The 14217-nt window shown below is 44.0% G+C and carries 17 protein-coding genes, 5 tRNA genes and 1 other RNA gene; 18 read left to right on the forward strand and 5 right to left on the reverse strand.

Features of this window, described 5'->3' with window-relative positions; translation table 11 throughout:
• Positions 1-65: 65 nt before the first annotated feature.
• Positions 66-1841: an energy-dependent translational throttle protein EttA gene (ettA, locus tag V1L52_RS10455; protein WP_428769433.1), complete on the forward strand. Its 1776-nt coding sequence runs from the start codon at positions 66-68 to the stop codon at positions 1839-1841.
• A gap of 109 nt (positions 1842-1950) precedes the next feature.
• On the opposite strand, the gene V1L52_RS10460 is transcribed toward ettA, so the two are convergent.
• From V1L52_RS10460 to V1L52_RS10470, 3 genes are all read right to left on the reverse strand, one after another.
• On the reverse strand, positions 1951-2127 hold the full coding sequence (locus V1L52_RS10460; protein WP_428769435.1) for a hypothetical protein: 177 nt from the start codon (positions 2125-2127) through the stop codon (positions 1951-1953).
• A 378-nt stretch (positions 2128-2505) separates the two neighbouring features.
• Positions 2506-2781 (reverse strand): hypothetical protein, encoded by a 276-nt coding sequence (locus tag V1L52_RS10465; protein WP_428769437.1) that lies wholly within the window; start codon positions 2779-2781, stop codon positions 2506-2508.
• 23 nt (positions 2782-2804) lie between these two features.
• Positions 2805-3077 carry a hypothetical protein gene (locus tag V1L52_RS10470; protein WP_428769439.1) on the reverse strand — a complete coding sequence of 91 codons (273 nt, stop codon included), beginning with the start codon at positions 3075-3077 and terminating at the stop codon, positions 2805-2807.
• A 370-nt stretch (positions 3078-3447) separates the two neighbouring features.
• Here V1L52_RS10470 and V1L52_RS10475 point away from each other — a divergent pair, with 370 nt between their 5' ends.
• The gene (locus tag V1L52_RS10475) at positions 3448-3591 is read left to right on the forward strand and encodes a hypothetical protein (protein WP_428769441.1); all 144 of its coding nucleotides are present in this window, start codon (positions 3448-3450) and stop codon (positions 3589-3591) included.
• Positions 3592-3631: 40 nt separating this feature from the next.
• Here V1L52_RS10475 and V1L52_RS10480 read toward each other — a convergent pair whose 3' ends face one another.
• Positions 3632-3904 (reverse strand): hypothetical protein, encoded by a 273-nt coding sequence (locus tag V1L52_RS10480; RefSeq protein ID WP_428769443.1) that lies wholly within the window; start codon positions 3902-3904, stop codon positions 3632-3634.
• Positions 3905-3928: 24 nt separating this feature from the next.
• On the reverse strand, positions 3929-4201 hold the full coding sequence (locus V1L52_RS10485) for a hypothetical protein (protein ID WP_428769445.1): 273 nt from the start codon (positions 4199-4201) through the stop codon (positions 3929-3931).
• Between the two features lie 178 nt (positions 4202-4379).
• Between V1L52_RS10485 and V1L52_RS10490 the strand changes: the two genes are divergently transcribed.
• From V1L52_RS10490 to V1L52_RS10565, 16 genes are all read left to right on the forward strand, one after another.
• Positions 4380-4464, forward strand: a tRNA-Ser gene (locus tag V1L52_RS10490).
• Positions 4465-4482: 18 nt separating this feature from the next.
• A tRNA-Ser gene (locus V1L52_RS10495) sits at positions 4483-4570 on the forward strand.
• Between the two features lie 44 nt (positions 4571-4614).
• A tRNA-Arg gene (locus V1L52_RS10500) sits at positions 4615-4688 on the forward strand.
• Between the two features lie 17 nt (positions 4689-4705).
• Positions 4706-4790: transfer RNA gene (locus V1L52_RS10505), tRNA-Ser, on the forward strand.
• Positions 4791-4852: 62 nt separating this feature from the next.
• Positions 4853-4937: transfer RNA gene (locus tag V1L52_RS10510), tRNA-Ser, on the forward strand.
• Between the two features lie 54 nt (positions 4938-4991).
• Positions 4992-5089: signal recognition particle sRNA small type (ffs, locus tag V1L52_RS10515), an RNA gene on the forward strand.
• A 77-nt stretch (positions 5090-5166) separates the two neighbouring features.
• Positions 5167-5445, forward strand: a complete 279-nt coding sequence (locus V1L52_RS10520; RefSeq protein WP_428769447.1) for an ACT domain-containing protein — start codon at positions 5167-5169, stop codon at positions 5443-5445.
• Between the two features lie 40 nt (positions 5446-5485).
• Complete coding sequence (locus V1L52_RS10525) at positions 5486-5986, forward strand: YchJ family protein (protein WP_428769449.1); 501 nt, start codon at positions 5486-5488, stop codon at positions 5984-5986.
• Positions 5987-6023: 37 nt separating this feature from the next.
• On the forward strand, positions 6024-6833 hold the full coding sequence (gene rlmB, locus V1L52_RS10530; protein ID WP_428769451.1) for a 23S rRNA (guanosine(2251)-2'-O)-methyltransferase RlmB: 810 nt from the start codon (positions 6024-6026) through the stop codon (positions 6831-6833).
• A 130-nt stretch (positions 6834-6963) separates the two neighbouring features.
• On the forward strand, positions 6964-7710 hold the full coding sequence (trhA, locus tag V1L52_RS10535) for a PAQR family membrane homeostasis protein TrhA (protein ID WP_428771828.1): 747 nt from the start codon (positions 6964-6966) through the stop codon (positions 7708-7710).
• Positions 7711-7842: 132 nt separating this feature from the next.
• Complete coding sequence (locus V1L52_RS10540; protein WP_428769453.1) at positions 7843-9183, forward strand: ABC transporter substrate-binding protein; 1341 nt, start codon at positions 7843-7845, stop codon at positions 9181-9183.
• A gap of 77 nt (positions 9184-9260) precedes the next feature.
• Positions 9261-10250, forward strand: coding sequence for a carbohydrate ABC transporter permease (locus V1L52_RS10545; protein WP_428769455.1), 990 nt, complete (start codon positions 9261-9263; stop codon positions 10248-10250).
• Between the two features lie 2 nt (positions 10251-10252).
• The gene (locus V1L52_RS10550; RefSeq protein ID WP_428769457.1) at positions 10253-11095 is read left to right on the forward strand and encodes a carbohydrate ABC transporter permease; all 843 of its coding nucleotides are present in this window, start codon (positions 10253-10255) and stop codon (positions 11093-11095) included.
• 10 nt (positions 11096-11105) lie between these two features.
• On the forward strand, positions 11106-11813 hold the full coding sequence (locus V1L52_RS10555) for a FadR/GntR family transcriptional regulator (protein WP_428769459.1): 708 nt from the start codon (positions 11106-11108) through the stop codon (positions 11811-11813).
• Between the two features lie 2 nt (positions 11814-11815).
• Complete coding sequence (locus tag V1L52_RS10560) at positions 11816-13048, forward strand: alpha-L-fucosidase (RefSeq protein WP_428769461.1); 1233 nt, start codon at positions 11816-11818, stop codon at positions 13046-13048.
• A gap of 10 nt (positions 13049-13058) precedes the next feature.
• Positions 13059-14198, forward strand: a complete 1140-nt coding sequence (locus V1L52_RS10565; protein WP_428769463.1) for an aminotransferase class I/II-fold pyridoxal phosphate-dependent enzyme — start codon at positions 13059-13061, stop codon at positions 14196-14198.
• Positions 14199-14217 lie beyond the last annotated feature (19 nt).

A 14217-nucleotide genomic window follows, 5' to 3' on the forward strand; every position in this document is an offset into this window, starting at 1 on the left:
ACGGAAGCAATTCCCGTTTACGGCCCCCGCTTTTCTTATTTTCGCTTTTAGGCTATAATCCGGCTATGGCAAAGACAGTCGACGATAAAAAAATTATTTATTCCATGGACCGCGTGTCGCGTTCATACGGAACCAAAACCGTTTTAAAGGATATAAGCATTTCCTATTATTACGGTGCGAAAATCGGAGTTATCGGAGCAAACGGCTCGGGTAAATCGAGTTTGTTTAAAATCCTTGCGGGAGTCGATACCGAATTTACCGGAGAAACTTCAATTTCGCCCGGCTATACGATAGGCTACCTTCCGCAGGAACCTCATCTTGAAGAGGGTAAAACCGTAAAAGAAATCGTAAGCGAAGGCGTAAAAGAAATTACGGACTTGCTTGAAGAATTCGATAAGGTAAACGAAGCGTTCGGAGAGCCGGATGCGGATATAGATAAGCTGTGCGCAAAGCAGGCGGCCATTCAGGAAAAGCTTGATGCCGCGGACGCGTGGAATCTCGATTCGAAATTGGAACTTGCGATGGACGCCCTCCGCTGCCCGCCGCAGGATATGAACATAGGCGTGCTTTCGGGCGGTGAAAAAAGGAGAGTCGCCCTGTGCCGCCTTTTACTGCAAAAACCGGACATTCTCCTGCTGGACGAACCGACAAACCACTTGGACGCCGAAACGGTGGCATGGCTTGAGCGGCATTTACAGCAGTACGAAGGAACGGTTATCGCCGTTACCCACGACCGCTATTTTTTGGACAATGTGGCCGGCTGGATATTGGAACTCGACCGCGGTGAAGGTTACCCGTACAAGGGTAATTATTCCGGCTGGCTTGAGCAAAAAAAGGCGCGCCTCGAGCTTGAAGAAAAGGGCGAAAGCGAGCGCAAAAAGGCTTTGGCGCGTGAATTGGAATGGATTCACATGAGCCCCAAGGGACGTCAGGCAAAGCATAAAGAGCATATTGCAAAATACGAACAGCTTTTGGCCGCCGAAAATAAAGCTCAGGTAAAAGACAGTGTCATTACGATTCCCGCAGGCCCGCGTTTGGGCAATGTGGTTATAGAAGCGCAAAATCTTACAAAGGCTTTCGGCGACAAACTTTTATTCGAAAACCTGAACTTTACCGTGCCGCCGGGAGCCGTCGTCGGCATTGTAGGCCCCAACGGTGCCGGAAAAACCACCCTCTTTAAATTGATTATAGACGCGGCCGCTCAAAATTGTGCCGCGGCCGCTCAATTAAAGGGGTGGACTGCCGAAAACGGGGAAAAACCGGACAGCGGTTCTATCCGTATCGGAGAAACGGTAAAGCTTGCCTACGCCGATCAAATGCGAAGCGGCTTGGACGCACATAAAACCGTATGGGAGCAGCTTTCAGGCGGCCTCGATATTATCAAGCTCGGCGCAGTCGACAAGGACGGAAGGCCTGTAAACGGCGCAATCCGCGAAGTAAACAGCAGGGCCTATTGTTCGTGGTTTAACTTCAGCGGAGCCGACCAGCAAAAAAAAGTGGGCGTTTTATCGGGCGGCGAGCGCAACAGGCTTAATTTGGCAATGATGATAAAAGAAGCGGCAAACATCCTTCTTTTGGACGAACCGACAAACGATTTGGACGTTGCAACTATGCGCGCCCTTGAAGACGCGATTCAGGACTTTGCAGGCTGTGCCCTCATCGTCAGCCACGACCGCTGGTTTTTGGACAGGGTTTGTACCCACACCCTCGCATTCGAAAACAACAGCGAAGTGCGCTGGTTTGAAGGTACATGGAGCGAATACGCCCAATGGCGGCGCAAAGAGCTGGGAATCGACGCCGAGCGCCCGCACAAAACGATATACCGCAAAATGGAGAGGTAAAACGTATGAACGGGGCTGCCGTAAAGCTTTATCTTTCGGCAGCGCCGTATCCGTTTATACCGGGGCAAAAACCGATATTTCCGTAAAACCCTTTTCAGTTACGGAAATATCACATATAGAAATAGATGCAAGAAGTCCTATTCCGCCCCCCCCAAAAAAGCAGCACGGCAATATCTCCCAACCGCCCTTTGATTCCCGTAACAGCCGACACGATAAACCGCACAAGCCAAACAACAAAAGCAAAAAACGATCCGATTGCAAGCGGTGTTTTTGATGTTTTATTCATACTCTCCTCAAACAAACACGACAATACTATCCTATAAAATTTCTTTTTCCTGTTTTTGTGTTTTTAATTTCCGCCATATCGGTATGCAAATATACATTAGATAAAAATATCCGGCAGAAATGCACCCTAAGAAAAAAAAGAACGTTGAAATCTGCGTATACGCATAATTCGCATACCATATCGTTTTTGATACTTGAACATGCCTATCCGCTTTTTTATTATAGACTATATATATTGCCTCTCTATGATAGCCGCTGTCGGCATTTCCGCCGATTATATGGTCAAAAATAACGAGACCTATAAACAAAACAGTTCCGAAGATTATACAGAATAATGCCAATCGGTTAATCCACCTCACTTTCACTCCTTATACCGCTTTTATATGAAAAAGAATTGATCGATCGAAACAAAAGCGGCACACAACGGCCAACCTATAAAATAATTAAATTGGAAGATTTTTAAGCGCCGCAAAAAACTTTTTAAATCTTTCGTCTGTTCATATTTTTCAAAATCATTTTCTGTCACTTTTTTAAAGTTTTTTATACCGATTTCTTTTGCATATTTTTTTCTAAACTCAAACCGCAACAGTGCACCGGCAATAAAAACACTGCATAAATATATTAGCATAAACCAATAAATCAAAATCCGTATCATAAGCCCGACTCTTTAACAATACATTACAAATACTTAAGAGCAAGGTGGGCAATAAAAAAGCTGCCTGCTCCGGTAAACACTATGGCAACCACGGTGTATGCATAATTTATATACCATACATATTTTGATACTTGATTATGCAATTCCGCTTTTTTGTCATACACCATATATACCTCTTCTTTATGGTACCCCTTTACGGCATTCCCGCCGATTATATGGTCAAAAAGGCCGGAACCTACAAGCAGCACAACTCCCAATACAATACAAACCGCGGCAAAATTATGGTTTATTTTCATTACCGGCTCCTTAGATAGATATTACTTTCAAACAATATTCCGCCAGAGGAGGTTTGCCTAAATATTCCCATGCCAAAAGATTTGCCGACTCCTGCTCCTAACCCGAACGCTCCTTCAACTCTCAGTGTTTGGCCAAAGGCCGATACATCAACATTTGCCGTATATTTAATTAAGGAAGCGTCTGCACTCCCCCCTATTTTACCGTCTTTCATTCCCTTCCATATCTGCGGTCCAATTCCATTAATTTTTTTAGTAAAGGTAGAAGAATATATTCTAAAAAAAGATATGCTGCGGAGACACAGCCCAAATACAAAAAAAACATATCAATTTGAGTATACACGTAATTTATGTACCACAGCGGCTTTGATACATGCGTATACACCTCTTTTACGTCATCATACACCATATACATCCCATCGTTACAACAACCGCCGCGGTCGGCATTACCGCCGATTTTGCGATCGAAAACGACAGCACCTATACGCAAAACAATCGCGCATACAACACAAAATAAAGCCAATTTATTAACCCACTTCATCTATAATACCTGCCCGTTATCCAAAAAAAAGTATATCTACCGCTATCACAGCCCCCCATATGGAAAAGCCCGTTAAAGAATAGGCCTGATATATCTTTAACCGAGCCAAAATTTCTTTTAATTCTTCCGTTTGTTCGCAGTGTTCAAACATATCCGCCGTTAAGTTATCCAATCTTCTTGACTTCAGAATATCCGGGTACTTTTTTTTCAGTTTGATTCTTAAAGGTATGCCCGAAATAACCACAACAATTATATACAGTATAAACCCTCCATACACCAGTATGCGCATACAAACCTCCCGCTGCCACAAAAATTATAAATACTTATAATTAAGATATATACAAAAAAAGGCAGCTGTCCCGACGGACATCATTGTAATACAGGTATACACGTAATTTATGTACCATACCGGCTTTGATACTTGCATAAAAACATTTTTCGATTTATCGTGCACCATGTATACCCCGTCTTCGCGATACCCCCTCACGGCATTCCCGCCGATTATATGGTCAAACCTCATGGATATACCGAACAGTACCACTCCCAATACAATACAAACCGCGGCAAAATTATGGTTTATTTTCATCGCTATTTCCTTAGATACAAGGCTGCTTTCAGCTCAATTTATAAAGGTACACAGTCCGGTAACAATCACCGTATGTATATGACGCTTATATCTTACACCCCGTTTTTTGCCCTTGTCAATATTGGAAAAAACCCGTTGACACACAAGGGGCTTTTAGTATAAAATAGACGAACTGTATGGAGCGGTGTCCGAGTGGTTTAAGGAGGCGGTCTTGAAAACCGTTGTGCCGCAAGGTACCGGGGGTTCGAATCCCCCCTGCTCCGCTCTTGCAGAAACTGTTTGGAGCGGTGACCGAGAGGCCGAAGGTGGCTCCCTGCTAAGGAGTTATACCCCTAAAGGGTATCGGGGGTTCGAATCCCCCCTGCTCCGTACCGAATAAAATCCTGCGGTTTTGTTTCGGCGGATTATTGAATGAGACTATAGCTCAGCTGGATAGAGCGTCAGATTGCGGATCTGAAGGCCGGAGGTTCGAACCCTCTTAGTCTCGTAACAACACGTACCTATGGAGAGATGCGAGAGCGGTCGAATCGGGCGGTCTCGAAAACCGTTGTACCGCAAGGTACCGGGGGTTCGAATCCCCCTCTCTCCGCTCTTTTTGCATACAGAGTAATAAAAGCGGATTGTCCGAAAATATGTGTACGGGTTGGTTTTGGAGAGATGTCCGAGCGGTCGATGGTGCAGTCTTGGAAAGGCTGTGTACTGAAAGGTACCGGGGGTTCGAATCCCCCTCTCTCCGCAGTTCCCGGTAAATGTTTATTCGATTATGCACGGCTCAAGGCTCTTGGGATGAGTTCGGGTCCTATGCAAGAAATGTTTTCAAACCCCGTCAGATCCGGAAGGAAGCAGCGGTAGAAAACTCCTTTCTGTGCCGTAGTCAACCCGAGCTCTTCCGAAGGGCTTTTTTCTTATCAAATCCCGATACGGAGTTCTTGACCGCTTCACTTCTTACAAGTAAAATAAGCTCTATGGATACGATGAATGTTGTTATTACCGTTTCGGGAACGGACCGCTCGGGCATTATTGCAAAGGTAAGCTCGGCTCTTTTTTCATACAATATAAATATTGCCGATATAAGCCAAACGATTTTATCGGGAAACTTTATTATGATGATGGTTGCGGATGTATCTCAGTCTTCCATTACGATTGCCGAATTGCGCGAAAAAGCGGAAGAACTGGGTAAAGAATTGGATGTCGATATTCACATTATGCATGAGCGCGTATTCAACGCCATGCACCGTATTTAGTGTCATTGACCGCCGAAGTACATAACCGTATAATATACATATGAAAGAAACGGAGATTCTATGCCCCTGCGGTTCGGGGGAAAGCTTCAATACCTGCTGCGAACCGATTATAAGCGGTAAAACCGCCGCACCCACCGCCGAACGTTTAATGCGTGCCCGTTATTCGGCCTACGCGGTACATAATATCGATTTTATTATTTCAAGCTGTGTGCGCGAAGAAGGCGAATCGTCCGTCGATACCGAAGAAACGCGGCGATGGAGCGAAGAATCCGAATGGCTGGGTTTGACGATTTTACGCACCGAAAAGGGCGGCGAAAACGATACGAGCGGCATTGTTGAATTTACGGCAGCTTATAAGCGTAAGAGCTTAAAGGATGTGCATAAAGAACGGGCCGAATTCGTAAAAGAAAAGGGGCGCTGGCTCTATAAATCGGGCAGCGTTACACCCGTTACGATTATGCGCGAGGGTAAAAAGGTCGGACGCAACGAAAGCTGCCCCTGCGGTTCCGGCAAGAAATATAAACACTGTTGCGGGAGATAGCCCGCAACAATGCCCTTGTTTCGGCCTCTAAAAACCTATGCAAATAAAAACGGGATTTCATACAATAGAAGAATATCTTCGCAGTTTGGAAGCTCGGGCTCCGGCAGGAAAACATATTGAACCGGAAACCGAAATCCGCTACGCAAAGGCGGGTCCGCGCGTAAAAAAAATTATAGAGCTTGCGCGTAAAATCGGCGTACCCGTCGTACAAACGGACAATGCACACTTGGAGGCTCTGGTACGCAATTTAAACGAAGCGGCCCGCGACCACCGCGGAATTGTGCTTACCGTCGGCGGCAAGGAACCGCAGCGAAAAGAAACAGACTTTGATTCTTTTCTTGCGGAACTGCGTAAAACCTGCGAACGTGAAAAAAGAGGAGCCCTTGTTGTGATTTTGGATTCGGTAACCGACCCTCACAATGTCGGCGCGGTAATACGAAGCTGCGATCAGCTCGGAGCGGACTTACTCGTGCTTCCGGAAAAGCGGGGCGCAAGCGAATCGGCGGTTATTGAACGCTCAAGTGCCGGAGCCTCGGCATGGGTACCGACAGCGGTCGTAACCAATTTGGTTCGCGCGGTCGAAAAATTGCAGGAAGCCGGCTTTTGGGTATACGGGGCAGCCGCAGGCGGAAGTGCCGCACACAGCCTCGATTTGACGGGAAATATCGCCCTCATTATGGGAAGCGAGGGGGCGGGCATCGGCCGCCTTTTGGCAAAAAAATGCGACGGCTTTATAGCCATACCCTGCTGCGGAAAATTGGACAGCTTAAACGTATCCGTTGCCGCAGGTATTTTATTATACGAAAGGCGGCGGCAGTGCCTTACAAAACCCGTAAACAGAGTCTAAATATACCGGAGGAACGATGAATAATTCAGCACATAAAGATCTTGAACTGACAATCCGCGAAGAAGCCGAATTACGGATTCAGGAAATAAAACGCAAGGCAAAAGAAGATATTGAAAACGTAAAATACGAAATGCAGCTTAAACTCTTGGCCGACAATAAAAAGGCTATAGACCGCGCATGTAAAAAAGAAAACAGACGGCGTTACCGCGAAGCAAAGCGCGAAGAATACCGCAATCGCACAAAGCGTTATTCAATCGGCGAAGAAATATTCAACTCGATTACCCACGGAATCGGGGCGGGGCTTGCCATTGCGGCTTTGGTGCTTTTAATTGTAAAAGCGGCTCTCCGTTCCCCCGAAGGGCAAACCGCCTACTATGTCGTAAGCTGGACATTGTTCGGCTCATCCCTCGTTATTCTCTATCTTATGTCCACGCTCTACCACGCGCTCACCCCGCCCAAGGCAAAAAGCGTTTTTTCAGTCTTTGATCACGCATCTATTTATATTTTAATTGCCGGAACCTATACCCCCTTTTGCCTTGCCTCATTACGGGGAGTTCTCGGCTGGACGGTTTTCGGTATTATTTGGCTCTTGGCGGTAATCGGTATTACCCTATACTCGATATTCGGCAACAAGCTGCGCACCGCCTCGGTGATTACCTACATCCTTATGGGCTGGCTCATTATCTTTGCCTTTAAGTCCATATACCGCGTTTTACCGAATATAAGCATTATGTTTTTAATCGGCGGCGGACTTGCCTATACGGCCGGTGTTTTGTTTTATGCAATGAAAAACCGCAAATGGATGCATTCGATTTGGCACCTCTTTGTCATGGCCGGAAGCGTCCTGCACTTTTTTGCGGTGTATTTTTCGATTTAAGCCGGGCTTTACCTGCACCTTTTCAGAACCTCCTCCCTCAAAATATCGTTGACAGATAGAGATATCGGGTTTATAATTTGATAAAAGGTTCTTAAATAGAACCATTCATAAAACAGACGTAAGGAGGATTTTATGAAAAAAGTACTTTCAACGGTACTCTCTATTTTAATTCTCGGTTCGGTTTTTGCCGCAGGCGGTAAAGACTCCGGAAGCGGGGAAGGCGCCCGACTGCGTTTTCTCGATGTCAATCCGAGTCCGTCAAGGCAGGAATATTATACCGATGTTTTTGCTCAGTTCAAAAACGAAACCGGTATTTCGGTTGTTTACGAAAGCGTCCCTTGGGACGATGCCGCAAACAAACTGACCGTATTGGGTGCATCAAAAGATTTACCCGATGTGATTACCACATGGGCCGGATGGCTCGGGCAGTTTACCGAAGCCGGATGGCTTGAACCTCTTGCCCCCTATATCGGAAATACCTATGACGAATATGCCGATACGGTTACAAAACTGGTATGGAAAGCCGAAAAGGAATTGTACCGCGGTATTTACACCGTACCCGACGGCATGATGGTAAAAGGTGTATTTGTCAGAAAAGACTGGGCAAAAGAAGCCGGTTTGAATCTCGACCCCAAAAAGGGCTGGACCTACAACGATTTTTTTGAAACCGTAAAAAAGCTGACCAATCCCGCAAAAAAACAATACGGCACCTCTTACCGCGGAGCGCGCGGAGCATTCGACCCCTTGTTCGTATACCTAGAAAGTTTTACCGGCGGCCGCGCTTATGCGGATAACGGCGAAGCATTATTTGACAATGCCGAATGTATTGAAGCATATAAAAAATGGTGTTCCGTTTATTTGAACGGCTATGCACCCAAGGATGCAATCAACTGGGGTTTTGTTGAAATGGTAGACAACTTTTGCGGCGGTTTAACGGGAACCTTAATCAACGATTCCGAAGTTGCCGCAACCTGTATAGCGTCTTTAAAGCCGGAACAGTGGATGGTTATGCCCATGCCCAAGAGCGATAAGGACGGAAAGATTTACAATACGGTAAATTCTCCCTATGCATACTCCATCGCCTCAAATTCAAAACAAAAAGAAGCCGCATGGAAGCTGATCCAGTTCCTTACCCGGCCCGACAATAATATCAATTACTGCAAACTGACCGGTCTTATCCCGATTAAAAAGGCCGTCGGCAACGATCCGTACTACGGCCCCAACGGCCCCTATGCAACATTCGTTCAGCAGTTAAACGATAAAGACATGGTCGTTCCCTGTGCCTTCGGCCCCTTCCCCCTGACGGATTTACACCAGGGCCCCATGCATGAAGAAATTCAAAAATATCTTTTGGGTAAACAAAGCGCCGAAACATCTTTGAAAAATGTAAGCAATGAACTTGAAGCGCGAATGAAAAAATATTTGGCGGACAATCCCGACACAAAGGTAGAGCTGCCTAAGGGATTAAACTAATGTAATAATTAAGGAAGCGGGGTTGTCTTGGAAAATCGGTTTTAAGACGCCCCTTCTTCCACTTTCAGGAATAAAATATGGTTATATTAATAAGTTTTTTGATGTTTTTTGCCCTGCTTTGTATCGGCGGCATGTTTATAATCAATAATTCCGTCGGAAAATCGGGGAAACAACTCTTTAAGATGAATACGGCAAAAAAAGCGGAACCCTTTGCCTTTCTTTTGCCGACCGTTATCCTCTTGCTGATTATGTTCGGTTTTCCTCTGATACGGACTCTTATAATGGCTTTTCAAAATTATAAATTAACACAGCCGAATAAAATATATTTTAATCAATTTGCAAATTTTAAAAATTTATTTTCCGATTCGGATATCGCCCTTATTATAAAAAATTCTTTTATATATGTTATTTGTTCGGTTATAGGACAATTTTTACTCGGTATGGGATTGGCCTTTGCTCTAAAAAAACCTTTTAAAGGCAGGGGACTGTATCAATCGATAGTTTTTCTTCCCTGGGCTTTTTCGGCCTTTGTTATCGGTTTAATGCATCGCTGGTCTTTTAACGGAGAATACGGAGTTGTAAACGATTTACTGATTCGCCTCGGTGCAATTTCCGAGAAAATCGCATGGCTGGGTACTCCGGGCCTTTCACTGGTCGTTGTCATTCTTGCGATGATTTGGATGGGAGTGCCTTTTTTTGCCATTATGATATTGGCATCCTTGCAGTCCATTCCCTATGATATTTATGAAGCTTCATATTTGGACGGCTGCTCTCCTGCAAGAAGATTTTTTCAAATCATATTACCGTATATTAAGCCGACAATAATCGTTACGATTCTTTTGCGTACCATTTGGATTTTTAACTCATTCGATATGATTGTTATTATCACAAACGGCGGGCCGGCAAACTATTCGCAAACCCTGCCGTCGTATATGTACACCAAAGCCTTTGCCGCCTACGATTTCGGCTTGGCATCCGCTCTCGGAGTTATTTTGATGGGTATTTTGGTAGTCTATGTAACGGTATTTTTAACAACAACAAAATATAACAGTGCCGGAGATTTTTAATTATGGATCATCAGTCGAAAAAAGTATTTTTACACACCGGAAAAATTATAGTGCTTGGCTTATATTTAGCCTTTGTTCTTTTTCCCATATACTGGATGGTTATAACTTCATTTAAATATAATACGGAAATAATTAATGCCCAAAGACTTACTTATTTTCCCGAAAAATTTACCCCTGAAAACTATAACCAATTGTTTTCCATGTACGATTACGGCAATATGTTGAAAAACAGCCTGATTATTTCCTTGTCGGCGGGCTTTTGTGTTACAATGCTTTCGATATTCGGCGGCTACGGTCTTGCCCGCTATAAATTCGATACAAAAACCCTCTTTTTACTGTTTTTTCTTGTAACGCAGATGATTCCCGGTATTTTGGTCATCATTCCTCTGTACATTATTTTTTCAAAAATGAATATTGTCAATACGAGGTTAAGTCTTTTTATCTTTTATCTGATTTCGAACCTTCCGTTTTGCGTTATCACAATGAGAAGTTTTTTTGAACGGATTCCCTATACATTGGAAGAAGCGGCAACCGTAGACGGCTGTACAAAGCTCCAAACGCTCAGGAAAATAGTACTGCCGGTAATGTTTCCGGGCATCGTTGCCGTTTTTGTATTTGCCTTTATCGGCGCATGGAACGAATTGATTGCCGGAACCATTTTTATAAACACGCCTAATTTTTGGACAATACCGATAGGACTAAAGTCATTAATAGGCAAATACGATGTCAAATGGGGCGTTTTAATGGCCGGAGGCGTTTTAGCCTTATTACCGACGGCGATTATGTTTGCGGTAATGCAAAGATTCGTCGTTGCGGGATTGACCGCGGGGGCAGTCAAAGAATAAGGGGCAAAGCGTGCAAAATATTCCGGTAAAAATAAACCCCATAGAAAAAGATTTACTTCCCGATAAGGTCGAAGACGAAATACTCAATTATATCGTAAAAAATCATTTGAGAACCGGCGATAAGATTCCCTCGGAACGCGAATTCTCTTTAAAACTTAAGGTGGGAAGAAACTCGGTGCGCAATGCGCTTTTATCTTTGGAAAATCGGGATATAATCGTAAGACAAATCGGCAAGGGCTCTTTTTTAAAAAACTCGGATTTAAAAAAAACGAAGGCCAAGGTTGATGTTCGACTGTTTGAAGTTAACTTTATCGATATTCTTGAAATCAGAATGAATCTGGAAAAACTGGCTATAAAAAAGGCCGTTGAAAACGGTACGGAGGCCCTGTTTGACGAATTGTTAAAGGCGGGTAAACGCATGTCCCTCTTGGCAAAAAAAGGCGAATACTCGGTAGCGGCAGACAGAGAATTTCATTCAAAGCTGTACGATTGTGCGGGCTCAAAAACCCTCAAACAATTGATATTGAATCTCATAGACTCTCTGGACTATTATCAATGCATATATGTGAATCCCGATGAGCATTGGATATTGACGATTCCGTATCATCTTGATATTGCATATGCCTGTAAAGAACGAAATCTTGCGCTCGCACTTGCCGCACAGGAGTATATTTACAACCATGATTTAAAAGTACTCAGTTCAAAGATAAGAGGATAACTATGATACAACAATGGTGGAAAGACGCCAAATTCGGTATGTTTATTCACTGGGGAATCTACTCGGTTCCCGCAGGCGAATATAAGGGTGTAAAAACCGATAACATTGCCGAATGGATTATGCACGACTTACATATTCCCGTCGGCGAATATGAAAAGTTTGCCGCATCCTTTACGGGAGAACATTTCGATGCGGATAAGATTGTAAGGCTTGCAAAAGAATGCGGTATGAAATATCTGGTTTTTACGGCAAAGCACCACGACGGCTTTGCAATGTATCACTCAAAAGTCGATGCGTACAATACAAGCATTACGCCTTATAAAAAAGACCCGATTAGAGAATTAAAAAATGCCTGCGATAAATACGGCATCGCGTTCGGCTTATATTATTCGCAGGCACAGGATTGGCACGATCCGGACGGCTGCGAAGACGGCGAAAACGGCGAAGGTAAAGATTTTGAAACATACTTTAGAAACAAGTGCCTTCCGCAGGTAAAAGAATTGTTGACGAATTACGCTCCGGTAAAGCTCTTGTGGTTCGACACGCCCATGTATATGAGTGCCGAACAATCGAAAGAATTAAAAGACTTTGTTTTAAATATTCAAAGCGATTGTATGATAAGCGGCAGAATCGGAAACGGCTTGGGAGATTACGTAACAACCGGCGATAACTTTATTCCCCTGCTTCCGATAGGCTACAGTTTTGAAGTGCCTGCAACGACAAATCACTCGTGGGGATATAACAAATTCGATACCGATTGGATTTGTGCAAAAAAAATAATCAGGCGTTTGGTAAAAATCGTTGCCCGCGGCGGAAATTATCTGCTGAATGTCGGCCCCCGCAGTGACGGCTCAATACCGGCCGAATGTACGGAAATATTAAAAGAAATAGGAAACTTTTTAAAATACAACGGCGACAGTATTTATGCTACGGTTCCCATTCCGCCCTATCCCTATGATATCGACTGGGGTTATTTTACCTATAAAAGCGGAAAACTTTTTATCCACGTTTTCGAAGATTCGGACAGGGTCTATTTGCTGAATATACACAATAAACCGCTTAAAGCCTATCTTCTCAAGGATAAAACGCCTTTAGCGGTAAAAGAACGCTGCACCTGTGAAGGCGACAGCAGCTGGCTTATAAAACTTCCCCCAAACCGGGACAAGGATATAGACCGTGTTATTTGCGTGGAAGTGGAAGGTGAAGAGCTTGAGTTTGAACCCATTAAAAGATAAGAAGGTTTGTATGGATAGGATTGAAGATATTATTACGGACGATGATTTTTCGTTTCCGAGTATGGAACGGCCGGTTTCAATGCCGCTTTTTCAAAACTCGCTTTTTTGTTTTAATTCAACGGATGATTTACAAAAAGCAATCGGCAACGAATTTTGTTCCCACCTGTATTCGAGAGGAAACAATCCTACCGTAGAGCAGGTTGAAAAACGCATCGCAATGGCCGAAAAAGGAGAACGTGCAAAACTTTTTGCATCGGGGGTTGCCGCCATATCCGCAGCTGTTTTATCGCAAGTGAAAAGCGGCGACCATATTATCTGTTCCGACTGCGCCTATTCATGGACAAAGTATATGTGCTCGGTATACTTACAGCGTTTTAACGTTTCCGTTACCTTTGTAAACACAAGGGATATCGATGCGGTAAAAAAAGCCGTGTGTAAAAACACAAAGGTTTTGTATATCGAATCTCCGGGTTCATTATTTATGAGTGTTTCGGATATAAAAGCTCTGGTTGAAATCTGTAAAAATAATTCCATATTTTCGATAATAGATAATACATGGGCAACCCCGGTATTTCAAAATCCGCTTACACTCGGTATGGATGCGGTAGTACATTCGGCTTCAAAATATCTGGGCGGGCACAGCGACATCGTCGGCGGCTGTGTTATATCAAATACTAAAACGATTGAACACATTTTTAAAACGGAATTTTTACCCACCGGAGCCGTTCCCGACCCCTTCCAGGCATGGCTGATTCAAAGGGGCATGAGAACCCTCAAAATCCGTTTGGACTATCACCATAAAGCGGCTCTGGCTGTATGCGATTATCTGTACACAAAAAATGAAGTTGAAAAAATATACTATCCGATGCATCCGAAAAGTCCCGACTATAACCTTGCATCTTCTCAAATGAGCGGAGGCTGCGGTTTATTGTCGATAAAGTTGAAAACCGGCGATGAAGAAAAAATCAAAAAGGCGGTAGACGGTTTAAAGATGTTTAGAATCGGTGTCAGCTGGGGAGGCTACGAAAGTCTTGTTCTTCCGCTTTTGGCGACAAACGGCGACCCGAGCTTACTGCGCCTTCATATCGGCCTTGAAAATACGGATTCTTTAATCGAAGATTTGGACAAAGCATTGTTTTTGCTCAAATAAAAAATCAACTTTTAATATT

Source organism: Treponema sp. HNW, from assembly GCF_050320395.1.
Taxonomy (GTDB): domain Bacteria; phylum Spirochaetota; class Spirochaetia; order Treponematales; family Treponemataceae; genus Treponema_C.